The following is a 25,775-nucleotide window of genomic DNA, read 5'->3' as shown; positions in this document are numbered from 1 at the left end:
TCGTTTATATTTTATTTTTTTAAATAATACTATACTAATACCATAAACATATACAAAACAAACAAAGGGTGTGACAAATGAACATCGATATCATTGGGGACATCCATGGATGTTTCACCGAATTTAGGCAGCTGACAGAAAAAATGGGATATACCTGGGAAAGCGGCATACCTGTCCATCCCTCGGGAAGAATTCTTGGCTTTGTAGGGGATTTAACCGATCGCGGCCCAAATTCTCTCCGTGTAATTGAAGTGGTCTATGAATTAGTCATTAACCAAAATATTGCGCTATATGCTCCAGGTAATCATTGCAATAAACTGTATCGTTATTTTTCAGGCAATAAAGTGCAAGTATCTCATGGTTTAGAGACTACAGTAGCTGAATATCAATCCTTAAACGTTCGGGAGCAGAAGAAAATCCGAAAAAAATTCATCGATTTGTATGAACGATCCCCACTCTATCAACTCATCGATGAGGGCCGTTTAATTATTGCGCATGCTGGTATTCGCGCCGATTATATCGGTCAATATGGAAGTAAAGTAAAAACTTTTGTCCTTTACGGAGATATCAATGGCACCAAGCATCCAGACGGCTCGCCGGTCAGAAAGGACTGGGCCCAGTACTACAAAGAGAAAGCCTGGATTGTGTATGGGCATACACCGGTTCCGGAGGCAAGACGAGTCAATCATACATACAACATTGATACCGGCTGTGTCTTCGGTGGAAAACTAACTGCTGTCCGTTATCCTGAAATGGATCTTCAAGATGTGCCTTCAACAATGCCTTATATAGCAGAGAAGTTCAGGACTTCTTTTGATTAACCAAAAAAAACTCGCCATTTTGGTGAGTTCTTTTGTGACGACAGATTTAAATTATATTCTTATTTTTGACGTTTTACCTTCATTACAAATGCACTGACCTCTCAACCATTAATTCCCATCAAGCAAATGTATCATATCCTGCGGTAATTTTTCTTGAAACAACATCACCTTCTTGGTAAAAGGATGAAGAAATTTTAATTCGAAACAATGCAGGGCCTGACGGGCGATCATTTCCCTATGTCCTCCATATAAATCATCCCCAGCAAGCGGGTGTCCAATATGAGCCATATGGACCCTGATTTGGTGTGTCCTCCCAGTTAGGAGTTCCAAATTAAGAAATGTATAGGTTTCTGTTTGGGCTAATACCTCAAAAAGAGTACAGGCATAGCGACCATCCTCCCGAACTTCCCTTTCAATAATACTCGTCGATTTCCGTCCGATTGGCGCCTCTATCATTCCTTTCGGTCCGTTAACAAGTCCTTCAGCAATTGCTTGGTATCGCCGTTTAACTTGTCCAGATTTTTGTTGCTCACTTAAAAGATGATGGATATGTCGATGTTTGGCAATTAAAACCAAACCCGATGTATCACGGTCAAGTCTTGTAACAATATGAATCGTTGCATGGATTCCCATCTTCTTATAATACCCTGCCAACCCATTCGCAAGACTGCCATTGGGATGCTCACGAGATGGAATGGTGTTCATAGAAGGAGGCTTGACAACTACCAATACAAATTCATCTTCGTACCTGACAAGAAGTGGGATGGGTTCCGGCAGAAGGCCCTCACTTGCCTGTTCCGGAGGAAATATGACTGTGACGCTGTCACCAGTTTTAATCCGCTCCCTCACTGTCACTTCTAAGCCGTTCACCTTGATTAAACCACCTTTAAACTTAATATCCGTTAATGCTCGTTTTGAGATATCGTATTTGCTGAGAAATTCCCGCAGTAAAGAGCCAGAATCCTCTTCAGAAACCGACCAAGTTAAAGAAAAGTTTTGATTTGACATGTAGTGATCTGAGCTCCTTAGTTAGCAATAAATGAATCATGAACTCTTTTCCAGAATGGAAATGGGCGGAATCTAGCGAAACGAATCTTTTCATCAGCAACACGGCATTGAATCGATTTTACATCTTCCTGAAGCAGGGTTAAATGATCAATCGTGATTTGAAAATTGACGGCATTGACGGGCCGGAACATACATGTATGATGAGCCGGCAGCAGAAGTGGTGATCCGACCGTCCTAAACACCCGGTTATTAATGGATGCCAATTCGGTAATCTGGATTGCATCAATCGAAGGATGGACAATCGCTCCCCCAAGCGCTTTATTATAAGCTGTGCTTCCTGACGGTGTCGCAATACATAAACCATCACCACGGAACGTCTCAAAGTGCTGGCCACGTATTTCCACATCCATGACAAGGGTTCCTTCAACACTTTTGACTGTAGATTCATTTAATGCCAAAAATCTTGCTTCACGTCCTCCGTGCTGATATCGGACAATAGTTTCAAGTAGCGGATATTCAACAATTTGAAATGGTGTTTTTGCTAATGCTATCACCAATTTTTCAATTTCATCCGGGGTCCAATCTGCATAAAACCCAAGATGACCTGTATGTACTCCAACGAAGGCTGTCTTATCTAAGCGGTTCTTATAACGATGAAAAGCATATAACAATGTACCATCACCACCGACCGAAATTACAATATCCGGCTGATCTTCGTCATATTCCAAATGAAAGTCCTGAAGATACGTTCTCATCCTTTGCATTAAAGTATTAGATTTCGCATCTCCTTTTGACGTAATCGCAAATTTCATATAATCCCACCTTACTATTTTAGATTTCTTCTTATTTCACTATTATCGTTTTTAAGAATCTTTTTTTCTTGAAAAGAGACGCTGTGCTTCCTGAATTTCCGTACGTATTTGCGACATTTCTGCATCCAGCAGAAATGCTGCTTCTGCTGCTCGTTTCAACCGTATTTGAATATCTTCCGGAAAAATACCTTTATATTTATAATTTAACGAGTGTTCAATCGTCGCCCAAAAATTCATCGCTAAGGTCCTAATCTGAATTTCAGCAAGAATATTTTTCTCGCCATGAATTGTCTGAACCGGATAGCGTATGACAACATGATAAGAACGGTAGCCGCTTGCTTTTTTATGAGAAATATAATTCCTCTCTTCGACTATTTCGAAGTCATTGCGACCGCGTAAAAGCTCTACAACCTGTTCGATATCATCCACGAACTGACACATCATCCGAAGGCCTGCGATATCTTGTATGTCAGTGCCTAATTTATCAATCGGAATATCCTTCTGACTCGCCTTATCCAAAATGCTGACAATCGGCTTTACTCTGCCTGTTACAAATTCGATAGGCGAGTGAATATTCTCTCTTTCAAACTGTTTCCTTAATCCCTTTAACTTAACCTTTAATTCTTCAACAGCCTGTTTATAAGGCGCCAAGAAATCGTCCCAACTCTCCATTGCCACACCACCTATATCTATCGAAAAAGCGCCTGTTCAACTCTGGTATGGGCAGGACGCTTCGATTCTTCTCTCTAATCCGGCAGCTCTAAGCTAACTGCCTTTACACATGGATCTTTTAAAATCGTCCAGAAATAATTATATGTATAATTTCCCTATATACTGTAATCCACTTCATCATGCTTAACGTTTATATTTTATCATATCCGGCAATTGATTCCTAAATATTCAAGTACAATAACTAAAAATTATTGTAGTCAATTTGACAGCAGGATTGGTTCTTATATGATTAATCTAAGATAACAGGCAGAAAGGAAGGAAACACATGAACCAGCATATTGAAATTGAATTTAAAAACCTTTTAAATGAAAAGGAGTTTAGTCAACTAATTGATTATTTTCAAATCAACACCTCGAACTTTAAATCTCAGCAAAATCATTATTTTGATACATTGAAATTCAATTTAAAAAATCAAAACTCTGCACTTCGAATCAGGGAAAAAAATGAACGATACGAGCTAACTTTAAAACAACCGGCAACAGAAGGACTATTAGAAACGAATCAAGATATAACTAAGGAAACCGCTTATTTATTTCTAAACCATAATACTTTTCCTGAAGGGCCAATCAAGCATCTAATTCTCAAAAGCGGGCTCAATCCTAATGAGTTTACTTGCTTTGGGACCCTACAAACAGACCGTTTTGAATTTCCATACCAAGGAGGGATTCTTGTTTTAGACCACAGTTCGTATGTAAATCAGGAAGACTTTGAGCTTGAATACGAAGTAACAGATGCTGAAACTGGAAAAAAAATTTTCCTTACTCTCCTAGAAACCCTTCAAATTCCGGTAAGAAAAACCGAAAATAAAGTTAAGAGGTTTTATATGGCCAAATTCCATGACTAATCCTGACCAAACCCAAATTCGGAGGTGGAGCGTTTGAAAATCCAAGATTTCAAGACATTTATTGAACTGCTGTCCATCCAGAAATTCACAACTGGCGACATCACAAATACTAATTCATCTCAATCCATTTTCCAGGACATGCTGTCGGAACTGGTTTCGAGTGATACTTTAAAAGGTACATCGCAGTCATTGGGATCCTTGCTGTCAAATGTGGAAACTGAAGCAAAATCCATTCTTCAATCCACCCACCTGACATCTATAAATCCGTTAAAAACCGCCAATACTAGCCATAAAACTAGCGAAACTGTTACAAATTATGAAGACATCATCAGGCAGGCGGCCACTTTATATAATCTCCCAGAAAAACTAATTAAATCAGTTATTAAACAAGAATCGAACTTTAATCCTAAATCTACTAGCTATGCAGGTGCTGCAGGCCTTATGCAGTTAATGCCCGCAACTGCCCGTAGCCTAGGTGTGGATGATATCACAGATCCAGAACAAAACATTATGGGTGGGAGTAAATATTTGAGCCAAATGCTAACTCGTTATAACGGAGATATCCAAGTTGCCCTTGCTGCTTATAATGCCGGACCAGGTAATGTCGATAAATATAACGGCATTCCACCTTTTGAAGAAACACAAAACTATGTTCAAAAAGTTTTCACCACATTTTCCAGCTAAAAAAAGCTGGCCCTTAATTTTAATTGGGTCAGCTTTTTTTGTGGAAAGATATAGCTATATTTACACCTCACACAGATTTAAAAAACCGCCAAAAAAGCGGTTTTTTTTATTTATTTTCCCTTGTCATAATACAGATGTAAAACTTTCTTCAAGCTATATAATTGTTTTATGAGTACGTCATTGTTAAAATATGAATAAATATCAACCATCTTTCTTTTAAAAGGAGTAATCAGCATGATGCAAGGGAACCCTACACCATATGAATTAATTGGAGAAGGGCAATTACACAAGTTAATTGATGTGTTTTACTCCAACGTTAGTCAACACCCGGATTTGCAGCCGATTTTCCCTGACGACTTAACAGAAACGGTCCGTAAACAAAAACAATTTATGACTCAATATTTAGGTGGACCCTCTTTATATACTGAAGAACACGGTCATCCTATGTTGCGGGCTCGACATATACCTTTTGAAATAACACCAGAACGTGCGAAAGCATGGCTTTCCTGCATGTATCAAGCTATGGACGAAGTAGGCCTTGAGGGTGAAATACGGGAGTTTTTCTATCACCGCCTCTATTTGACGGCACAACATATGATCAATACATCCGGTATGGACGGGAAAGGAGAAGACAGTTGAGCGCACATAAACCAGTTTTCAATATTTCCGATTGGATAAAGACACAGCATTGTTATGATATAGGAAAAAAGCCAATTGAAATTTATGTTTTTGTTGATCCACTTTGTCCCGAGTGCTGGGGCTTAGAACCAATTATAAGAAAATTACAGATAGAATATGGCCAATTATTCAGCTTACGCCATGTTTTAAGCGGTAAAATCGATTCTCTTAATATGGGGAAAAATAAAAATTACGAAAACCTTGCTCAAGTTTGGGAAAAGACTGCCAGCCGCTCGGGAATGTCCTGTGACGGAAGCCTTTGGTTAGAAAACCCAATCTCTTCTCCATATTCAGCTTCCATTGCCATTAAAGCAGCCGAATTACAGGGCAGAAAACTAGCGATTCGCTTTTTAAGACAGCTTCAAGAGCATGTATTCATTGGAAAAAGGGATATTTCTAATATAGAAGTCCTGACCGATTGCGCCAAAACCGTAGGATTAGATGTTGAGGAATTTCTACATGATATCAATTCTTCCAGTGCAGCAAAGGGCTTTCAATGTGACTTAAAAATCACAAGCGAAATGGAAGTAACAGAAATACCATCGCTTGTCTTTTTTAATCAAAATATTGAAGAAGAAGGAATAAAAGTTTCGGGTGTCTATTCTTACGAGGTGTATGTTCAAATTTTGGAAGACATGCTGAATGGTCTTCCTGCCCCTGCTGAACCGCCATCGCTCGAAGAATTTTTAAGTTGTTTTAAACTAGTTGCTACTAAAGAAATCGAAACGGTTTACAATATGAACAAAAATAACGTCGAGTTAGAAATGAAGAAACTTGTTTTAAAACAAGTTGCTGAAAAAATCCCAGCTAAATACGGAACATTTTGGAGATATACAGAGAAGCAGTCATTAGAATGACTGCTTCTTTTTTAATTATAAAAAGGGAAAAACCATGCGAATTAATCGTTTGCATGGTTTTTTTATAAGAAATAAGGGGATGGGAGAAACTTTTCACGATCAAACAAAGGGGTATAAGTTTGTTTGTGATTCACTTCACAATAAATAATATAACAGATAACCCACCTATATTTCAACTACATTGTGTAACATTTCACAATTTGTACATAAAATATTTTTTCTATATTTGCAGTTCCTTATTAATATAATCAATAAACCCTTGATTTGGAGCCTTTTTCAAAATAAGTGTTGAAGATTTATTTATAATTAAAGATGGTGTGAATATATTGTGAAAAAGTTCACAATATATTCACACTACCCTTCTTCTTATTTTTTATTTATTTGTATATTTTTTTATTAATAAAACATAATATTTTTTGCAAACGTATTCACAGAGCTCAAAATCAATTTACAGAAGTGAATTCCCTTAAATACCTGCATTTTTCACTATATTTATCACTGAAAGTATGGACTGTATATTTTCTAATAAAAAAACCCCGGCAAATCGCGAAATTTGCCGGAGTTTTCATCTATTTATACGAACAAAGGGGATGGGAGAAATTTCACGACGATCAAACAAAGGGGTATATGTTTGGATGTGATAACTTCTATATCTGTACTATATCAGATAATACTTATCTAACGCAAGCACTTTGTGCGTCATTTCACATTATTGTCATATTCTTAGAATACTGCCTATTCTAAAACATAAAATCTTATAGGACGCATCAGATTTTCTACTTCTATCAGGTTGGAGGTGGCCAAATTGAAAGGCACTATTTTACTAATTCTCTTAATAGGGTCGCTGTTCGTCCAGCTACTCGGTATCATGAATCTCATTCCTCTGTATTTCACCTCCCCTATTTTATTTTTTGTTTTTTTCATTATTCTTCACAGTTTAAATCAAAGAAATCGTTTTAGAGGATTATAACGTAAGCTAAAAAGGACCCGCATCTATGCGGGTCCTTTTTCCGATTCTTATTTAGCCAAAAGTTCTTCCAACTCATTTAATTTTTCTTCAAATACATTCATGGCTTCTTGCACTGGCTCTGCTTTTGTCATATCGACGCCAGCCTTTTTGAGAACTTCAATTGGATAATCGGAGCTTCCTGATTTTAAGAACTCCAAATACCTTTTGACAGCTGGTTCTCCTTCTTCTAGAATTTGCTTGCTTAAGGCTGTAGCTGCACTGATACCAGTCGCATATTGATAAACGTAGTAATTATAGTAGAAATGTGGAATTCGAGCCCATTCCAGACCGATTTCCTCATCAATGGCTACATTCTCTCCAAAGTATTTCTTGTTTAGTTCATAATATTCCTTCGTCAGCATATCTGCTGTTAATGCCTCTCCATTTTGAGCTTTCAAATGAATTGTATGTTCAAACTCAGCAAACATCGTTTGGCGGAACAGCGTACCACGGAAGCCTTCTAAATAATGATTTAATAAATAGATGCGTTTCTTTTCATCCTCGATTGTATTTAATAAATAATCATTCAATAGATTTTCGTTACATGTCGATGCAACTTCTGCTACAAAAATAGAGTAATTTCCGTATGGGTATGGCTGATATTTACGTGTATAAAAGCTATGGACCGAATGCCCAAACTCATGAACGAGAGTGAATAAGTTATTCACGTTATTCTGCCAGTTCATTAAAATATAAGGATTCGTCCCGTATGTACCAGAGGAATAGGCACCGCTTCGTTTCCCTTTGTTCTCATGCACATCAACCCAACGATTTTCAAATCCTTCTTTTAAAACATTTAAATAGTCTTCCCCAAGTGGAGCAAGGCCTTTAAGGACATAATCTTTCGCTTCCTCATATGTCACTTCCATTTTCACTTCTTTTACAAGCGGAGTGAATAAATCATACATATGAAGTTCATCTAATTCTAATACTTTTTTACGTAATTCAAGATAACGGTGCAGTAACGGCAAATTGTCATTGACTGTTTTAACGAGATTATCGTATACGGTCTCCGGAATGTTATTGTTACTTAAAGCCGCATGGCGTGCCGAATCATATTTTCGAACTGTCGCATTGAAATTATGATTCTTCACTTCACCTGACAGGGTTGAAGCAAATGTATTGCGAAACTCTCCATACTTACTATATACCCCTTTAAATGCATCCTCACGTACACGACGATCTTCACTTTCAAGGAAACGAATGTACCTTCCGTGAGTTATTTCCACTTCATTCCCCTCTTCATCCTTGATGGTCGGGAATTTCAAATCTGCATTGTTAAGCATGCCGAAAGTATTACCTGATGCATCGAGTACTTCTGATGCTTGTGCCAATAAAGCTTCTTGCTCAGCAGACAAGATATGAGGCCTCTGAAGACTAATTTCCTCCAATGAATGTTTATATAAATTCAATTCTTCTTTTTCTTCTAAAAATCCAGCCACTTTGCTTTCGTCAATACTCAATAGTTCAGGAACCATATAAGAAAATGCCGCTGCTGCCTGGGCGTATAAAGCTTTTGCACGGTCTTCCATTCCTTGATAAAAAGGATTGGTTGTATCTTGATCATTGCGCATATGTGAATAAGAATAAACTTTCCCTAGCTTCTCAAATACTTCATCTTGGAATTGCAGGGCTCTAAATAACTTTTCAGCGCTTTCACCTAATGTTCCTTTGTGCGCATCCGCTTTCTTAAGGTCTTCTTTTACAGCTTTAAAGGCAGCTTCCCAGTCTTCTTCAGTCGCGAAGATATCTTCCAACCTCCAAGTATCTTCAGCTGCAATTTCACTTCTTGAGGGCAATGTATTTACTTTTGTTTCTTGTGTCATAATAATTTCCTCTCCATTCTATAGAAAACTTTCCAGTTAGCTAACCCTTTCCTTAAACCGGATTGAACGTTGTATTTACTGTATACAACAATCACGCTTTCTTAAAGTATAAAAATCCTTCTTCTTACTATTTCTCCATTAACAAAAATAATCCTGCCCTTTCATCTGAATTCAAGGTAAATCGCCCTGGTATCACTCATTATTATGGATATTCCCCTTTTCTATCATCAACTTATGCTCATTATAAAAAATTCTTTCCATCACTTGACTTTCATCACTAGTCGAAGGAAGGGAGAAATGATTCACAACTTTAAAAACCCCTTCTTCCAACTCTGATATTAAACCCATTTGCTCTAAAAGCTGAATATATTGCCTAACAGGATACTCTATGTCTATTTCCTTAAGCAAGGGCAATGATCTGAACTTTATTCCCCCGTTTTTTGCCCGCTTCTTAAAAAAATAGATAACATCATTCATAATAATCTTTTCCCCAGGCCTTTTCTTTTGAAACACATCCATGTAAAGCCAAGCTTGCCATTCAATCGGCGGTGTTTCGATCAAAAGCATTCCTCTAACCGGCACCCCTATTTCAATAGGAATCGTCGCAGGCGAAATATGATGTGAATAGAGTCCCTGGAAAAATGAATCACTTCTCCGTACAGTTTTCACACGGTGAAGGCACCAGTTTTTTCGTTTACTTCTCCAAGCAGGTAGAAAAGGAAAGCTGAAGCAGTTTCGAGGCGATATCTGACTAGGTGGGAGTATCACTAATGAAGCAGTAGTTAATTCGGCAAACACGTTTCTAGGGGAAAAAGGGGTGAGGTTTTTTAAAGCTGATAATTGGTTAGTTTCTGGACAATACATCCAAAGAAACGGGTGATGGTAGCTGCCAGTAACAAACAACCAATGAAAGCCTGATAAACTGAATTCATGCAGATTCCTTCTTTTCAAGTGTTTAGCTGCTAGGATCCAAATTGGTTTGATACCGACACTTTGATAGGCGTTTGTTCGTTCTATGAATTCAGTCTCGGAAATAAGGGAACATTGGAATTCTACTGCATAGCGTATACCTCCTATCGTTAATAAGATATCTGCCCTTTTCCTTATTTCAGGAAGGTAGGCTTCTAAATCAGCTTGATAGTGGTGTGATAAAAACCAATGAAACAATTTTCTTTTCCCCATTAAATGATAAGCGGATTCCGGTTCCGACGAAGCGCGGCACGAAGAATTATTTTTGTGGGCAAAATGGGGGATTTTAATCATTCCAGCCTTGATTGTCATTTCTGCTTTGCAGCACGGACAGTAATAATCTGTTGACATTCTCAATTCAGCAAGCAAGTTTGCTGTCATTTTTTCAGGAAGGGTAATCCAAGTCCCATCCTTTTTTATCGCAGTTAGCATACATCACCTCTTTATTTTATATCCATTCGCTATTATCACATAGGATTCCTTTTAAATTTAAGCAAAAAAAAATGCCTGATCGGCATTAAAAGGTGCAAGCACTTAAAGAAGTGGTGAAAGTAATCTGCAAGTGGACTCCAGTATTTTTAACCACATATTCCGTTTGGTGAATTCATCTATATTCACTTCTTGTGAAACCTTTATATCTTCCAAAAAGTCATTCACCAGGTGTTGTGTACTTTCCGTCCGGTAGAGAAAGGCATTGACCTCAAAATTCAAGTGAAAACTCCTCATATCCATATTGGTTGTCCCAATTGAAGCCAGTTGATGATCAACGATGACAATTTTACTATGCATGAACCCTTCATTATATTGAAAAATCCGGACTCCAGCCGCAAGCATTTCTGGAAAGTACGTTCTGGAAGCATGGAATACAATACGCTTATCAGGGTTCTTCGGAACGAGCAGCCTGACATCCAAACCACTCAAAGCGGCAACCTTTAATGCCTGAAAAATATCGTCATCAGGAACGAAGTAAGGAGATGCAATCCATACAGACTCTTCTGCAGATGTAATCATCTTAAAAAAAATGCTCTTAATGATTGTCCACTCACTATCCGGACCACCTGCAATCATTTGTACACCACCATGTTCATGATGAAGCGGCAGGCTCGTTTGGAGATATTCATCTGATAAAAAGCTATGGTCGGTACTGTAATACCAGTCCTGTAAAAAAATGAGCTGTAACGTCCTTACTGCTTCTCCCTTCACCATAAGGTGCGTATCACGCCAAAATCCAAAATTCGGATTACGTCCCAAATATTCATCACCTATATTGAGTCCCCCCATAAAACCGACAGACCCATCTATCACAATTATTTTTCGATGGTTACGAAAGTTGAATTTATTATTTAATAGAGGGAGACGCAGCGGGCCAAAAGCAACAATTTCGACCCCTACATTCCTCAGCTCATAAATATAGGATCTGGCTAACTTCCAAGAGCCAACCGCATCATATATAAAACGAACCTTTACCCCTTCTCTTACTTTTTGTATCAATACATCCTTTAGAACACCACCAATATGGTCATCCCTAACAATATAATATTCTAAATGGATATGATGTTTGGCTTTTTTTAATTCCTGGATGATATTAGAAAATGTTTCCTCCCCATTTGTTAAAATTCGAGTTTCAGTTGTAAATGAGATGGGACTATTCCCAAGCCTTTGTGCAAGAGAAAATAACTTCTGGGGGTGCTCCCCCATCTCCTTAAATTTCCGATAATTAAGTTCTGCTTCGCTGTCTATTTTTACAAAACTTTGCTTATCTAAAAAATATTTCTTACGAAATATCCGTTCTTTCCGGAAATTACGTCCAAACAAAAAGTAAAACATGAAACCGATAATTGGGAAAGCACCAAATACAACAAGCCACGTTATGGTATGGCTGGGATCCCGATTTTCAAGGAAGATGATAAATCCAATAATCACCAAGAAAAGAGTCAATATCAGACTGAAATAACCGAAGAGCCCTCCATTGACCTCCTTTAATAGAAAATACCAAGTGCTACCCAACAAGAGAATAAGCAGACTTATGCCGACTTTATTCTTCACCTAGACTACCTCCAATTAACAAACACAGGCACACTCTAATAAGACCTTCCTGTCTAAGGTAAAAACATTCATTCTAGGGCGAAAAAACCGATTTCTACTGAAATCGGCTCCACAGTTATTAGTTATACGAAATATTTATCAACCGTTGCGAATACATCATTTTCTATCACTATTTTACCGTACTCGTCTAGCATGTGTACGGTTATCGGTGACTCCTGACTGTATTCCAATAAAAGACTTAAAATATTATCAATTTCTTCCTCGTCAATTTCGGCCTCGGAAAATTCGATATAGAGGTAATATTTATTTTGATAAACATAAAGTTTCGTTGTCCAGCTATCCAAGCCATGACGCTTGCTTAAAGAAATGACATCTTCAAAATCCTCGAATATTGTGATGAACTCAATCATTCCATCTTCAAAAGTAATACCGCTTTCTTCATCCTTATCATGAAAATGTTGGTCAAGAAGTGTATCCATCTTCTCTGATACATTCAAATCCTTTAATTTATCTTCTGAAAGAGGCAGCTCGAGTTTCTGACCATCTTTGGCAAGTTGGGCTTTTGTGACCAAAACTTCCAAGCCTTTTTCAAGAGCTTGAACTTGAATCCATAAAGGTCCTTCAATCATGAATTCCTCTTCTTGATGCACTTCATCCATCATTTCCCAAAAAAGCTCCTCACTTCTTTCACGACTGTACCAAATCTCTTCGCGATCAAAGCCTCTTTCCTCAATATCTATATAGGAAATATAAAATTTAACTGTATCGTCATTAATGCGTTCGATTTCCATGATTCCCCTCTCCCTTCCTTTCTCATTTTGAAGGGATAATAACCCCCAAGCGAAAATTGCTCTTAAAAGCTCTTTACCCGTAAGTGAATACTGTAAATCATGTTAGTCATTAAAACAGACTATTTTACATCATTTTATGACAAAACCTTTAAGAAGGGAAATAAAAAACATTACTTTTCTAAAAAACAATTGTTTGCCTAATATTCCATTCATTCTATAAAAAAATTCATCCGCATGCAACTATATCGGAGCTTCCTTTAATTTTAGTTTATGCTAAAGTTTATGCTCTATTATATACACAACATCGTGAGTTACATTCACCTTTTATCTTTAAAGGTGACCAACTGTAGCCAAATCGAATGCGAATATCAAAAAGGTGCATTTTCCTAAAATCCAGATTAAAAGGTGAATTTTAGTGGGAATTCAGTTATGTATAAAGAAAAAGCTCTGCACAATTCTCGGCAGAGCTTGAAAACCTTATTAATTGACCATACGTTGTGCTTCTCGTAACTGGAACGTACGAACTTTACGTGGTAAAAAGCGTCTAATCTCATCTTCGTTATATCCAACTTGAAGCCTTTTCTCATCAAGGATAATTGGACGTCTTAACAGTCCTGGATTTTCCTTAATCAATTTATATAATTCTTGAAGAGGCAAGCTCTCCAAATTTACGTTTAATTTTTGGAAAGTTTTTGATCTTGTTGAGATGATTTCATCCGTACCATCTTCAGTCATACGCAGAATCTCTTTAATCTCATCAATCGTAAGCGGTTCTGAAAAAATGTTTCTCTCTTTATATCCAATTTCGTGTTCCTCTAACCATGCTTTTGCTTTTCTGCATGAAGTACAACTAGGCGATGTATATAATGTTACCATGTTTACTCACACTCCCTAAATATAGAATCGGTGATCTATGAGGGGAAATCTACTATTAGTATTCATAAGTACCACTCTAATTTGAAATAATTTTAAATAAGTATTTCATAATGTTAATTATACACTAATTTATTTAAAATGAATACCCTTTTTCAAAATTGAAAAAATCCTTTAAAACTTCTTGTTTAGCCTGTACTATAGCTAATTCATTTTTTTATGTAATACATTTTAATCCACTTTTTCTAATTGAAAATACCTAGCTATCATTCTCATTTAACTCTCATCTTAACCCTCATATTTTTATAATTAGTTCGTTACTTTTATTTACCCCCATTCCTTGTCAATAAACAAGTTCATTTTAATATATTTTCTTTAATGAAGAACAAATTCCTCCTTTCTTTTAAAAAACCATTCTTTTAGCACATATAACCATAAACATAAAAAAAAGGTAAATCGAAAGAATCAGAATGGGGTGAGATTTGTAAATATTCAAGAAGTTAATTCTTATTCGGTAGCCTAGCAAAAAATACATAAGAAAAGAGCCGGTAATATACCGGCTCTCAGTTTGTAGACAAAAGGAGTTCTATCTAAATGTTAAAACAAAGTTGATTGGAACGGAAGGTACGAGACTCCTGCGGGAAAAGCACGTCCAAGGGAGACCCCGCAGGCGCAATGGCGCCGAGGAGGCTCCCGGACCGCCCGCGGAAAGCGAGTGCCTGGAGTGGAAATCAACGGTCAAATTTTAAAAACAAAAAAAGACTGTAGAGCCGGTAATATACCGGCTCTAGTTATTCATGCTTATCTCTTCAAATATATCCGTTTCATGCCCCATACTTATACTCAGTACATCCTCTACATTTTGATAAGACTTTCCATAAAGGTGATTGTCCTTGTAGGTATGAATTTCAGAGTAAATCTCTTTCATGAAATTAAATACGTCTTCGTCTTCTATAGATGAGTCAGATGGCCAATATAAGATTTCCATCGGTGTATCCTCCTTGGTAGCAAGCGATTTCCTGCTATATGATATAGAAGAAGCATGCTTGAACCCTTCCCTTTTATAAAACCGTAGTCGTTTTAATGTATCATCATCATGTTCTTGCACAGGCTCGACTTCAAGTAATATTGTTTTTTGCCTTTTTTGCAACTTTTGAATCAGTTTTCTTCCTAACCCCTGCCCCCTTGATTTCTTGGAAACAAATAGGTAATCAATGAAAATAAACTCATCCCCTTCCACATATAATAAAACATGGTCAGGTCCTTCATCTTTTTTGTAAATTTCCTGCTTATCCGTTAAAAGAATTTCTATATGCTCTTTTGACTTCATTTCTTCAATTGGAAAATACTGATTTAACTTTTCATACCAATTCATAATTTAATCTCCTCTTTTACTACTTTTTACTTTCCACAATTTTTCTTATCCACTACAATAGAACATAAATAACTTGAAAATATTAGGAGGGTTAGGATGATTAGTTATTTTACAGACCTGATTTTGGTCGCGGTTTGCGTAATTGGCATTACAGCCGTGAATGGCGTAGTGACGAATGGGATCGGCGAAAAATGGTTTGGCGGTAAACGTCACTCTCATATTTTCGATCAATCAAAGCGAATTCAGTCAGGATGGAATCAAGTTGGTGGAAATAAAAAACGGTAATTCCTACAGAAATTGGATGACCGAAAGCCATTCCCTAACGGTCATCCATTTTTCATGGCGTATAATCTACCCCTTTGGTATACCGATTCGCTGCATTCCATAATAAATATTCATCAATTCCATTATCATTTAAAGCTTTAATTTGGGCTTCCACTTCTTCCTTACCATACTTTTGATAATTCCCCGCCCCTAAATAAGAAGCTGTAAAATCTTGAAGCCAAGGTCTAGAAGTTGGTGGTGCTTCCAGTTCTTTCAGCTTCCTATTCTCCAATTTTGCATATTCCTTAACGAGGTCATAAGGCTCCAAGTCAGGTTTCTCGATACCGAAATAAGATGTCCAATGACTTGGATATATCATCGAGGAAATAACATCAACATTTTTAGATATTTTTGTGAAATTTTGGCCAATTCCTGGAGCTTCCGGTAACGTAGCGGCATAGCCAAAAATATCCACTGATACATCCACTCCGTATGGTTCTAGTTGTTTCTTCGCATAACTGACGAAATCCGTTACTGCCTGTACCCTTTTTGCAGTATGACTTATTTTTGCTTCATCATAGTCACCCATATTATATTTCAATTCGTCTTCTTTTTTTTCAAACCCTTCCGGAAAACGGACATAGTCGAACTGAATTTCTTTGAATCCCATCTTTGCCGCTTCAATAGCTATTCCAACATTATAATCCCATACCTCTTTCATGAATGGGTTAACGAAAGATTCTCCACGACCATTTTCCCATACCTTTTTTTCATCTAAAAATGACCATTCCGGCTTCTCTTTTGCGAGAAGGGTATCTTTGAACACAACTACCCTGGCAATCGGATAAATCTGTTTATCCTCCATTTTCCTCAGCATTTCCTTAGGATTTTTTATATGGTCTTTACCAATCCCAGCATAAGGAGAATCAGGATCTTCTGACTTATACGTAACGTTTCCCCAGTCATCCTTAATATCAATGACCATCGCATTCAAATCGGTTTCATCTACATATTTAATAAGTTCGTTGAATTTGTTGCCGCCCGCCGCAGGTCCAGTCACATAAATTCCGCGCACAGCATCCGGATAGTCAAACTTCAAACCCGAATCAAATACAAAACGCGGGGCCCTCTCAGGCAGTTCTTTACTTTCAAGTGCTACATATCTAGTCTCGTTCATACTTTCTGCATGAACAGGCAGTTGAATCAGGAACATACACATCCCTGTCATCAACCATTTAGTCATTGGTTTCATTTCTCCACCTCATTCGCCATCAGTCTTCAATTTTATTTTACAAATACAACAGACCCCTTTCTTTAATACCACAACGATTGAACTTTACTCCTATATCTAGTTAATTAATAAAAAAACTTTGGGTTTTAGTCTCAAAAAAGGCAATAAAATCTATGTGTACCTTTGAATTACGTTGTCATACACGATAATTTTGTTCGAAACGTATTACCTTGTATCCTTCCCCAAAATCGTCTACACATTGAAAAATAAAAAACAATCTCACATTCTTGAAATCGTCTTATATAATTCAGAATGGTTATAGAAGGAAATAAAATTTCCTTTCATGGGCTCGATAATAGTCTTTATGCTGTTTCGATTATACATTTAATATGAATAAATGCTAAAATACATTTATAGTGGACAATTCGTATTTCTGGAATGACGTCGATACAAGAAGTGATCACTTCAAAACGGCCCCTCCACGAGATATAAATGAGCGCTTTCCTATCTTAAATAAGGCGCCAGTTACTTTCAAAAAAAGTGGCTTCATTTTCTATTTATCCTTTACAATAATGAAGAGCGAATATCCATTTACTTAATAAACGTATTTAGAGGAGTGACTAGCAGTTGAAAAGGATTTTCTCCGGCATTCAGCCATCCGGTTCCGTTACTTTAGGGAATTATATCGGAGCAATGAAACAATTTGTTAACTTACAAAATGAATATGATTGTTTCTTTTGTATCGTTGACCAGCATGCAATTACAGTTCCACAAGATCGTCTTAAATTAAGAAAAAACATTAAAACATTAGCCGCTTTATATTTGGCTATTGGCCTCGATCCGGAAAAGAATACAATCTTTATTCAATCAGAGGTACCTGCGCATGCTCAAGCAGGCTGGATATTACAAAGTATCTCTTATATTGGCGAACTTGAGCGTATGACTCAATTTAAAGACAAATCAGCAGGTAAAGAAGGGGTTTCTTCAGCACTGCTGACCTATCCTCCGCTGATGGCTGCCGATATTCTTCTTTATAGTACAGATGTTGTTCCTGTCGGCGAAGATCAAAGACAGCATCTTGAATTAACACGTGATTTAGCTGAACGATTCAATAATAAGTACAACGAGATTTTCAAGATTCCGGAAATCAGCCTTCCGACGGCAGGGGCGCGTATAATGTCGCTTCAAGAACCATCTAAGAAAATGAGTAAATCAGATTCTAACAAAAAGGCTACGATTGCCCTATTGGATGATCCAAAGCAAATCGAAAAAAACATCAAGAGCGCGGTTACCGATTCCGAGGGTGTTGTCCGTTATGATAAGGAAAACAAAGCTGGGGTTTCCAACTTAATGTCGATTTACTCCATCTTTAGCGGGAAAACCTACCCCGAAATTGAAGAATTATACGTAGGAAAGGGTTACGGAGACTTTAAGAGTGATTTAGCTGAAGTGGTACTTGGAGAAATCTTACCAATCCAAGAGCGCTATTACAAATTAATTGATTCTCCTGAATTGGATGAAATTCTTGACCGTGGTGCAGAAAAAGCGAACATTGAAGCGAATAAAATGATCAGAAAAATGTATAACGGTATGGGGCTTGGCAGAAAAAGATAAAAGAAAAAGACGATCCTAATCGGATCGTCTTTTCTTTTTAAGAATGTTAAATGCTCCTATAATATCGATGGACTATCTCCTGTCTCTACTTGCCAAAGCTTTTCAAAAAATGGCTGCCCCTTTACTAAGTTTTCGCATAGTTGTAGGTGTTTCTCTGACCAGCCTTCCTTCATTTCCTCATATAACTCAATCCAAGCTATTTGAAAATCCATTTCTTGAATGCTCTCATATTTTTCTGGAGCCCATTCTGTATACCAATAACGGATTTCAGCAGTGTTTTTCGCCGTAAATAATTGATCCATGGCCATGAATAGAAGCTGCTTTAGCTGTCTTTCTTTTCTTGTCAATCCATTCATAAATAAGGGTGACGGCGATAAAATATGATATTCTTTCTCAGATGTAGGTTTTTCAGTGAAAGTGTAATCCATCTCATCATGGTTTTCTATCATGTCATAAACAATTTGTTCCTGCCGAGGAATTATTCTGCTTTTCCGAATCGGAATATGATAACCTATTGTATCTACAGCTAGAATTCCATTTCCATCGGTAACGATAAAACAATAGTCAAGCTGAATTCGTTCATGGTTTTTCCTTGCATACGCTTTTTGATAGACATCGCTAAGCAATGGCTTAGGTAATTCTGATAAGTCATTTTCTATGTAGTGGAAGAGTGTTGCTGAGACTTTCAACAGAGGAACTTGATCTAATAGCTCGATACCATCATCCTTCCTCCATTCATGAAAATGACAAATATTATAGCCGTTTTCTTCTCCTTCAAACCAATTAACCCATACATCATGAAGATATAACATCATTCATCCCTCACTTAAACAAATTTCTGTTTGTCAATCAGTATAGGCAGGAACCAGACATTTTATTCCTATTCTAGAAAACAGATTAAGAAAAATAGAACGTATAAATTAGTTCTTTTCTGTTAAGAATTCTTCAGATTGGATAATGAATGATTTTTTTACAGAGAGTTTTTCAGCATTTTTCGCCAGATAGTATCCTGTACAGTATCCTAGCATATACGGATACCCTTTCTTCCCCAGCAGAAGAACATCATGAAGCGGGTCTGTACGCATTATGGTATGCTTTGCTTTTAAGTGCTTACTCCAAAATCCCCGGAGTTTGTCTTCCTGATATAACTTTGTCCATTTCGCTAAATATTTCGTTCCTAAATATTTACAAACAGTTCTTTCAGCGAGCCCTTCCATAATCATCGTATCGAGAAGTGTATAATCTTTCTGTTCTTTTTTCAATTGGTGTAATCGGCAAACATGATGATATTCATGAATCAAAAGGGCCTCCATTTCCTTTTCCGCTATACCATTGTCATAAAAAAGAAACAATTTATCTTTAAAAGCCAATCCTGATTTCGTTTCAATAGATTGCTTCCACATCCCTGAAGACATAAGAGGAAAAATATAAATGGGAACGTCTGGCCCTTCCCATAACTTCTTATAAGAAGTAAAAAGGCTTTGTGTCTTTTCCCAAACATTATTTTCTGTTAAGTTTCCCCATGTATTTTTCGTTTTTTGATTTGGAGAATACATGCCGTGCTTTTGTAAGTGGCGATAAATCATATCTCCATTAATATTGTTGTTGAATTTATCTTTCAGTCTGTCCATCATCTGAACCGGGCGGTCGAAATCCTTCTTCAACCATTCATTTGTTGAAATAACACCCATCCCATACACCCCCGCCTCTTTTAACTATCGTATGATTTTATAATCGCGGGTGACACATATTATTTCCCTACACATGTTTAAGAATGAAACAAAGCTTTCTATCAAAGAAGGTAACCAGTTCGGTCCATGGACCATCACAACAAAAAAAAGAGCAAATCTCTAAAGATTTGCTCTTAACATTAATTATTGATATTTTTTGAAAAGAATAGTTGCGTTATGGCCGCCAAACCCAAGTGAATTGCTGATGGCCGCATTAATTTCACTTTTCCTTGCTTGATTTGGCACATAGTCCAAATCACACTCAGAATCCGGTGTTTCAATATTAATAGTCGGTGGCAAAATGCTGTCTCTGATTGCCTGAATGGTGAAAATTGCTTCGACTCCACCTGCTGCCCCTAACATATGTCCAGTCATTGACTTTGTAGAGCTTAATGCAAGTTTATATGCATGGTCACCAAAGACTTCCTTGACTGCCATCGTTTCATATTTATCATTGTAAGGCGTACTTGTTCCATGGGCGTTTACATATTGGATGTCTTCAGGTTTCAAACCTGCATCATCAATCGCAATCTTCATCGCTCTTGCTCCGCCTTCTCCACCAGGCGCTGGAGCCGTAATGTGGAAAGCATCTCCAGTCGATCCATATCCAGCTATTTCAGCATAAATCTTGGCTCCACGGTTTAATGCATGTTCTAAATCTTCAAGAATAATAACCCCAGCTCCTTCTCCGATTACAAACCCATCACGGTTTGCATCAAAAGGACGGCTTGCCGTTTTTGGATCAGGATTTGTCGATAAAGCCGTGTTCGCACAGAAGCCTGCAACCGACATTTTCGTGATCGGCGCTTCGGCACCACCTGTGATCATTACATCGGCATCGCCACGTTGAATTGCTTTAAACGCGTCACCAATTGAATTTGTTCCAGTTGCGCAAGCTGTTACCGTACAAGAATTGATTCCCTTAGCACCTAGTAAGATAGAAACCTGGCCAGCAGCCATATCCGGAATCATCATTGGCACGAAAAATGGACTTACCCGCTTATAGCCTCTGTTTAAAAAGTTTTCATGTTGTGTTTCAAGCGTCTCTAGTCCACCAATACCTGAACCGATCCAAACACCAACACGTGTGGCATTTTCATCTGTTATTTCTAGCTTACTATCATTTAATGCCATAACTGATGCAGCAATGGCATAATGCGTAAAACGGTCCATCTTACGCGCTTCTTTACGATTGATATATGTCTCAATATCGAAGTCTTTTATTTCAGCAGCCACTTTTACAGGAAATTCCTCAGCATTCAAGCGTGTTAGTGGCCCTATCCCTGAGTTCCCCTCAATTATATTCTTCCATCCAGTTTCTGCATCATTACCAACTGGAGAGATTGCTCCAATACCTGTTACAACAACACGGCGATTAGTCATTAGAAATGGCTCCTTCCTTATTTAAAGCTCGTACGATTATTTTGTTTTCTATTTTTATTTCCCCCACCTAAGAGCAATTGCTCCCCAAGTGAGTCCTCCACCAAAACCGACCATAATGATTAGGTCATTTTCCTTAATCCTGCCCGCTTCCATTTCTTCCACAAGAGCAATCGGAATCGATGCTGAAGAGGTATTTCCATATTTATGAACCGTTTTTGTCATTTTTTCAACTGGCAGACCCAAACGTTCCCTCGAAGCTTCCATAATTCGAATGTTGGCTTGATGAGGGACAAGTAAATCCACATCTTCTTTTGTCAATCCCGCTTTATCAAGTACACTCAGGCTAGATTCTCCCATCTGACGGACAGCAAACTTAAACACTTCACGTCCGTTCATGGAAATAAAATCTCCTTCCTGTAATAAATGCTTACCACCAGTTCCATCTGCACCTAATTCGAAGGAAAGAATCCCTTTCCCATCTGCAACAGGCCCAAGGACAGCAGCACCGGCTCCGTCCCCAAATAGGACAGCAGTATTGCGGTCTTCCCAATTGGTTATTTTTGAAAGCTTTTCAACACCAACAATTAGCACATGCTTATAAGCACCTGTCTGAATAAATTGCTGTGCTGAAATCATCGCATACATAAAGCCAGCGCATGCAGCACTAACATCCATAGCAGCCGCCTTATTTGCTCCTAATTTCTCCTGAATCATACAAGCAATAGAAGGAAACGACTGATCAGGTGTCACGGTAGCTACAAGAATTAAATCTATCTCGTCCGCTGAGATGTCTGCATTTATCAATGCAGCTTTTGCCGCTCCATAAGCCATATCAGAAGTATTTGTATTATCATCGGCTATTCTTCTTTGCTCGATACCTGTTCTAGTCCGAATCCACTCGTCAGAAGTGTCCATGATTTTCTCTAAATCCGCATTTGTAACGATTTTTTCGGGTAAGTAGCGTCCAAGCCCTAATATTCCAGCGTTCATTTTGCCATCCCCTTATTTATTTTAATAAATAATTATCATCATCTATTATTACCTGGTACTAATTTTATATAAAAAAACTCTTCCTTGCAAGAGCTAACAGTTTGAAAGTATAAAAGAATCTGTTTCTTGAATCGGACAAGGGCCTACGCCAAGGTGTTATATAGACATACATTATAGAAAAAAGGAGGAATTTATTATGGACATTTTCACTCGCAACAATCGAAGTACACAAGATGATCATTTTTCGGATTTGATGTTTGGTAGAAAAGCGGAGCCTGAACTCCAAAAGGAGGAATCAAAAGTTGACTACATGCAATTGATGGTGAGCGTAGAAACATTAATGGGATTATATGACCAATACAAACCAACCATTCAGAAAATGAACCCATTGATTACCAAGTTCTTAAACAAAGATTAACTGAAAAAAATGATGGCTGTCCGCATGACTGGACAGCCTAATCTTAATTAACGCTGAGCATCTTGTTTACCAAGCTCATAAGCTTCTTGCATCACTTTTTTAAACAGGTCCATGAACGGCTCTGCCATATCCATTGAAAAAGGAATTCCGTTTGCCTCCAGCTTTGCTTTAGCCTCTGGGAAGTATTTCATAGCGATTCCCATAAATTCAAGTGTTTTATCTGAACTCATTTTTAGTTGCCTCCTTATCTACTTGATAATTTACCAGATAATCATTTTTTCACTTAAAGAATATCTCATTATTATCATAATTCCCCGTAGCCCTTTCGTAAAGGCACAGACATTAAAAAATGAATTTCCTGATAGTTTATTCCATTCATTAAAGTACGACGCATAAAAGATACAGGCCAAATTAACAGGTTATGGCCTTTTCCTAGAATTAATGTCTATCGATACTGTACCTGCCTTGTCATATACATTTACCCAAAATAGGATTTGATATTCATGTTTTTAGTTTCTTGAATTACTCGCACCCCTTTTAACAAGTGCTTCTAGAGTTTAACCAAAGGCTCTCTTTAATCACGCATTCTCCACTTTTTAAGTAAGTTTAATCGTTTATTATGTTTCCTTTGTAAGGAAACACCTTCTTCTGGACCCGTTTTACTTTGCACCTCATAGACGGTCCCTTTTATTATCTTAGTTGCTGGTTTAATAAATAAGTAATCAATACTTTCTCCAAAAATAAACTTGGCACATTTATTCCAGTGATCATCTATACTGCTGCACAGCTGGATGTTTCTATATGATAAGGTAGCAACTCTTTCTAAAGCGTTCACAAAATCAGTAATAAAGAGCGCATCCTCGGTATATTCACGAGCAAGCGTAGCTTTGATAGCTGATTGTTCAAGTTGGTTGATTCCGGCTTCAAAGCACATGCTTTCGGGTTGCCAGGGGCCATAAATCGTCGGTAAAAATATGATTTTAACAGAAGCAATTCCTTCGATTGAGGTTATTATTGACTGAAAATCCTCCACATCGTCTTCAACAGGCATGAGAATCACAATATTTGGCGTTTTATCTAAGCCATTTTTTTTGCATTTCTCAAGAAAGAAAACGATATCGTCTATAAGACAATTGACTCTACCTATTATACCTTTTCTAATATCGTAACAAGATATAAAAACAGTGTCCTGCTGGGAAATATCTAATAATCTAAGTTTATTTATCGGAAAATATATATAATTAGCACTTCGACCAATTTCAAGTTCCTTTTCTTCTATAATATACTGACTTTCTTGGGAATCTGTCCAATCAATTCCGATTACCTCTTCGCCCTGATTCAATAAATATTGGGTCACATAGAAACCTACAAATTGATAAGCGCCAATGACAATGAATGTTTGCATAAATACAGCCTCCTCGTATGCCATCAAGCTCGCTTCATCCGGCACGTCAAGTTTTTTTAGATGCTGTATCGTATGCAAACTATTGTGAAAATATATCCACTCTTATAAAGACTCTTCATTCTCATTAAAAAACTTCTGAATTTGATAAGGTATTTTATAGCGTTTTTCAGGTAATAAATAAGTTAGCTGCAAGTCAGACTTTCTAGCCAGTTGGATTTGCCGATAAAAGGAGGCTTGTTCTTTACGCAAGCTTCCAAAAACCTGAATTACTTTTACAGGGATGTTCTCCTCAATTAACGGATCTTCAGAATCCAGAATATGTTGTTCACATTCGGCTGGGTTCATCTCATAAGCAGCCGAAACCTCAGTCAACCACTTTTTATAAAAAAACTTATTTTCCTTTTCTTTTTCCAGTTGTGCTTTCAATGAAAAAACCGGATCAATAAGAACGACAGAACGTATTTTACTTCCTAGTTCATTCATTAGCCTTAATGCGAGAAGTGCGCCTGTCCCCTCTGCCAACACATGAAACCTTTGATTGACTATTTCCTTTTTCATGAAGAGAATATATAGTTTAAGGGAAAGATCAAGAGCTTTTGGACTACCCCAGCTGGCTCCGTGGAAATTGGATGAAAATAGTGTGTATCCGCATTCTTTTAAATACTCCAATATTCGTAACCTGCCAGGATGCTGGAGCCAAAAGCTGCTGTCTTTTTCGACAAAATGACTACGGTCTCCGATTACCATTACGGAAAAACCACTGGGCTGCTCCGGATAATAGACGATACTCCATTGGTCATCAATTTGAAAAGTTCGCTGTTCCAGTTCCATCTTATAAACTCCTTTAAGGAATATTCCTACAAATACTACTACTACTTAATTTATGTCGAAATATTGAAAAGGTCAGGGGAGACGCCTATTTTCTTTTCATAAATTAATCAAGCTGGAATAATTTTGTGAAGATCTCGAAATATTATCGTTTTTCTCCTTAGTAAAGACAACTTTTCATTCCCAACCCATCTGTCAGAAAAGATTACCTTTGTTATACTGTATTTAATTATTTAATGGTTATTATGAAAAAGCCGTTTTAACTGTATATTAATTATGGTAAGATAAAAATGAATGTAGTGGAATGAGGTGAAATTCGATGCGTTATGCTTGGACAATTTTTTGGACATTCTTATTAGTGCATATGACTGTATATGTTGTTTCTTCCATGATCGGAGTTTCATACGATGCTGCACAGGGAACAATTTTAGGAATCGCTGCGGCTATTCTAATATGTATTATCCCTGCTGTTATGCCTGCTGGGCCAACAAAAGACTCTCATCAACATTAAGAAGCAAAAGAGGACATCCTTTGGGGATGTCCTTTTTGTTATACCGTTCTTTGCTTTTGATTAAACTACATTTCAT

Annotated in this window: 26 protein-coding genes; 9 read left to right on the top strand and 17 right to left on the bottom strand. The window is 37.4% G+C overall.

Annotation, left to right across the window (positions count from 1 at the left end; all coding sequences use genetic code 11):
• Positions 1-77: 77 nt before the first annotated feature.
• Complete coding sequence (gene prpE / locus NST21_RS06850) at positions 78-821, top strand: bis(5'-nucleosyl)-tetraphosphatase PrpE (protein ID WP_340888433.1); 744 nt, start codon at positions 78-80, stop codon at positions 819-821.
• 108 nt (positions 822-929) lie between these two features.
• Here the strand turns inward: prpE and NST21_RS06845 are convergent, their stop codons facing one another.
• From NST21_RS06845 to NST21_RS06835, 3 genes are read right to left on the bottom strand one after another with little or no spacing between them, the layout of a single operon-like run.
• Positions 930-1,829 (bottom strand): RluA family pseudouridine synthase, encoded by a 900-nt coding sequence (locus NST21_RS06845; RefSeq protein ID WP_053345009.1) that lies wholly within the window; start codon positions 1,827-1,829, stop codon positions 930-932.
• 17 nt (positions 1,830-1,846) lie between these two features.
• Positions 1,847-2,641 (bottom strand): NAD kinase, encoded by a 795-nt coding sequence (locus NST21_RS06840; RefSeq protein ID WP_053345008.1) that lies wholly within the window; start codon positions 2,639-2,641, stop codon positions 1,847-1,849.
• 51 nt (positions 2,642-2,692) lie between these two features.
• Positions 2,693-3,313: a GTP pyrophosphokinase gene (locus NST21_RS06835; protein WP_340888431.1), complete on the bottom strand. Its 621-nt coding sequence runs from the start codon at positions 3,311-3,313 to the stop codon at positions 2,693-2,695.
• A 325-nt stretch (positions 3,314-3,638) separates the two neighbouring features.
• On the opposite strand from NST21_RS06835, the gene NST21_RS06830 reads away from it, so the two are divergent.
• The 4 genes from NST21_RS06830 to NST21_RS06815 all read left to right on the top strand — a co-directional run bounded on the left by NST21_RS06830 (position 3,639) and on the right by NST21_RS06815 (position 6,436).
• Complete coding sequence (locus NST21_RS06830) at positions 3,639-4,217, top strand: CYTH domain-containing protein (RefSeq protein WP_340888429.1); 579 nt, start codon at positions 3,639-3,641, stop codon at positions 4,215-4,217.
• Positions 4,218-4,241: 24 nt separating this feature from the next.
• Complete coding sequence (locus NST21_RS06825; protein ID WP_445670483.1) at positions 4,242-4,901, top strand: lytic transglycosylase domain-containing protein; 660 nt, start codon at positions 4,242-4,244, stop codon at positions 4,899-4,901.
• A 234-nt stretch (positions 4,902-5,135) separates the two neighbouring features.
• Positions 5,136-5,540, top strand: a complete 405-nt coding sequence (locus NST21_RS06820; protein WP_053345004.1) for a globin domain-containing protein — start codon at positions 5,136-5,138, stop codon at positions 5,538-5,540.
• Positions 5,537-6,436 (top strand): ClpXP adapter SpxH family protein, encoded by a 900-nt coding sequence (locus NST21_RS06815; RefSeq protein WP_082527662.1) that lies wholly within the window; start codon positions 5,537-5,539, stop codon positions 6,434-6,436. The genes NST21_RS06820 and NST21_RS06815 overlap by 4 nt, the downstream gene beginning before the upstream one ends.
• A gap of 1,017 nt (positions 6,437-7,453) precedes the next feature.
• Here NST21_RS06815 and pepF read toward each other — a convergent pair.
• The 6 genes from pepF to NST21_RS06785 all read right to left on the bottom strand — a co-directional run bounded on the left by pepF (position 7,454) and on the right by NST21_RS06785 (position 15,325).
• Complete coding sequence (gene pepF, locus NST21_RS06810) at positions 7,454-9,271, bottom strand: oligoendopeptidase F (protein ID WP_056528213.1); 1,818 nt, start codon at positions 9,269-9,271, stop codon at positions 7,454-7,456.
• A gap of 192 nt (positions 9,272-9,463) precedes the next feature.
• A complete protein-coding gene (locus NST21_RS06805; protein WP_340888426.1) occupies positions 9,464-10,672 on the bottom strand; it encodes a competence protein CoiA in 1,209 nt (402 codons plus the stop codon).
• A 102-nt stretch (positions 10,673-10,774) separates the two neighbouring features.
• On the bottom strand, positions 10,775-12,286 hold the full coding sequence (cls, locus tag NST21_RS06800; RefSeq protein ID WP_340888425.1) for a cardiolipin synthase: 1,512 nt from the start codon (positions 12,284-12,286) through the stop codon (positions 10,775-10,777).
• Between the two features lie 122 nt (positions 12,287-12,408).
• Complete coding sequence (mecA, locus tag NST21_RS06795) at positions 12,409-13,077, bottom strand: adaptor protein MecA (protein WP_053345000.1); 669 nt, start codon at positions 13,075-13,077, stop codon at positions 12,409-12,411.
• Between the two features lie 480 nt (positions 13,078-13,557).
• On the bottom strand, positions 13,558-13,953 hold the full coding sequence (gene spxA / locus NST21_RS06790) for a transcriptional regulator SpxA (RefSeq protein WP_034314502.1): 396 nt from the start codon (positions 13,951-13,953) through the stop codon (positions 13,558-13,560).
• A 784-nt stretch (positions 13,954-14,737) separates the two neighbouring features.
• Positions 14,738-15,325, bottom strand: coding sequence for a GNAT family N-acetyltransferase (locus NST21_RS06785; RefSeq protein ID WP_340888424.1), 588 nt, complete (start codon positions 15,323-15,325; stop codon positions 14,738-14,740).
• 96 nt (positions 15,326-15,421) lie between these two features.
• On the opposite strand from NST21_RS06785, the gene NST21_RS06780 reads away from it, so the two are divergent.
• The gene (locus NST21_RS06780) at positions 15,422-15,610 is read left to right on the top strand and encodes a hypothetical protein (RefSeq protein ID WP_053344998.1); all 189 of its coding nucleotides are present in this window, start codon (positions 15,422-15,424) and stop codon (positions 15,608-15,610) included.
• Positions 15,611-15,662: 52 nt separating this feature from the next.
• On the opposite strand, the gene NST21_RS06775 is transcribed toward NST21_RS06780, so the two are convergent.
• The gene (locus tag NST21_RS06775) at positions 15,663-16,802 is read right to left on the bottom strand and encodes a putative glycoside hydrolase (RefSeq protein ID WP_340892468.1); all 1,140 of its coding nucleotides are present in this window, start codon (positions 16,800-16,802) and stop codon (positions 15,663-15,665) included.
• Positions 16,803-17,447: 645 nt separating this feature from the next.
• Between NST21_RS06775 and trpS the strand changes: the two genes are divergently transcribed.
• The gene (gene trpS, locus NST21_RS06770; protein WP_340888422.1) at positions 17,448-18,434 is read left to right on the top strand and encodes a tryptophan--tRNA ligase; all 987 of its coding nucleotides are present in this window, start codon (positions 17,448-17,450) and stop codon (positions 18,432-18,434) included.
• Between the two features lie 56 nt (positions 18,435-18,490).
• On the opposite strand, the gene NST21_RS06765 is transcribed toward trpS, so the two are convergent.
• The 4 genes from NST21_RS06765 to NST21_RS06750 all read right to left on the bottom strand — a co-directional run bounded on the left by NST21_RS06765 (position 18,491) and on the right by NST21_RS06750 (position 22,537).
• Positions 18,491-19,246, bottom strand: coding sequence for a YjbA family protein (locus tag NST21_RS06765; RefSeq protein ID WP_340892467.1), 756 nt, complete (start codon positions 19,244-19,246; stop codon positions 18,491-18,493).
• A 108-nt stretch (positions 19,247-19,354) separates the two neighbouring features.
• Positions 19,355-20,125: a DUF2268 domain-containing protein gene (locus NST21_RS06760; protein WP_340888420.1), complete on the bottom strand. Its 771-nt coding sequence runs from the start codon at positions 20,123-20,125 to the stop codon at positions 19,355-19,357.
• A 183-nt stretch (positions 20,126-20,308) separates the two neighbouring features.
• On the bottom strand, positions 20,309-21,547 hold the full coding sequence (fabF, locus tag NST21_RS06755) for a beta-ketoacyl-ACP synthase II (protein WP_252433810.1): 1,239 nt from the start codon (positions 21,545-21,547) through the stop codon (positions 20,309-20,311).
• Positions 21,548-21,601: 54 nt separating this feature from the next.
• Positions 21,602-22,537, bottom strand: a complete 936-nt coding sequence (locus NST21_RS06750; RefSeq protein WP_098174868.1) for a beta-ketoacyl-ACP synthase III — start codon at positions 22,535-22,537, stop codon at positions 21,602-21,604.
• A gap of 196 nt (positions 22,538-22,733) precedes the next feature.
• On the opposite strand from NST21_RS06750, the gene NST21_RS06745 reads away from it, so the two are divergent.
• A complete protein-coding gene (locus NST21_RS06745) occupies positions 22,734-22,955 on the top strand; it encodes a hypothetical protein (RefSeq protein ID WP_053344992.1) in 222 nt (73 codons plus the stop codon).
• A gap of 47 nt (positions 22,956-23,002) precedes the next feature.
• Here the strand turns inward: NST21_RS06745 and NST21_RS06740 are convergent, their stop codons facing one another.
• The 3 genes from NST21_RS06740 to NST21_RS06730 all read right to left on the bottom strand — a co-directional run bounded on the left by NST21_RS06740 (position 23,003) and on the right by NST21_RS06730 (position 25,191).
• A complete protein-coding gene (locus NST21_RS06740; protein ID WP_053344991.1) occupies positions 23,003-23,185 on the bottom strand; it encodes a ComZ family protein in 183 nt (60 codons plus the stop codon).
• Between the two features lie 344 nt (positions 23,186-23,529).
• A complete protein-coding gene (locus NST21_RS06735) occupies positions 23,530-24,360 on the bottom strand; it encodes a hypothetical protein (protein ID WP_340888413.1) in 831 nt (276 codons plus the stop codon).
• Between the two features lie 102 nt (positions 24,361-24,462).
• Positions 24,463-25,191, bottom strand: a complete 729-nt coding sequence (locus tag NST21_RS06730; protein ID WP_340888411.1) for a hydrolase — start codon at positions 25,189-25,191, stop codon at positions 24,463-24,465.
• Positions 25,192-25,507: 316 nt separating this feature from the next.
• Here NST21_RS06730 and NST21_RS06725 point away from each other — a divergent pair, with 316 nt between their 5' ends.
• Positions 25,508-25,699: a YjzD family protein gene (locus tag NST21_RS06725; RefSeq protein WP_053344988.1), complete on the top strand. Its 192-nt coding sequence runs from the start codon at positions 25,508-25,510 to the stop codon at positions 25,697-25,699.
• Positions 25,700-25,775 lie beyond the last annotated feature (76 nt).

It is taken from the genome of Peribacillus sp. FSL K6-1552, assembly GCF_038005205.1.
In the GTDB taxonomy this organism is placed as follows: Bacteria; Bacillota; Bacilli; order Bacillales; family DSM-1321; genus Peribacillus; species Peribacillus butanolivorans.
Note: the sequence above shows the minus strand (reverse complement) of the source record. Positions and strands in the feature narration are given on the sequence as shown.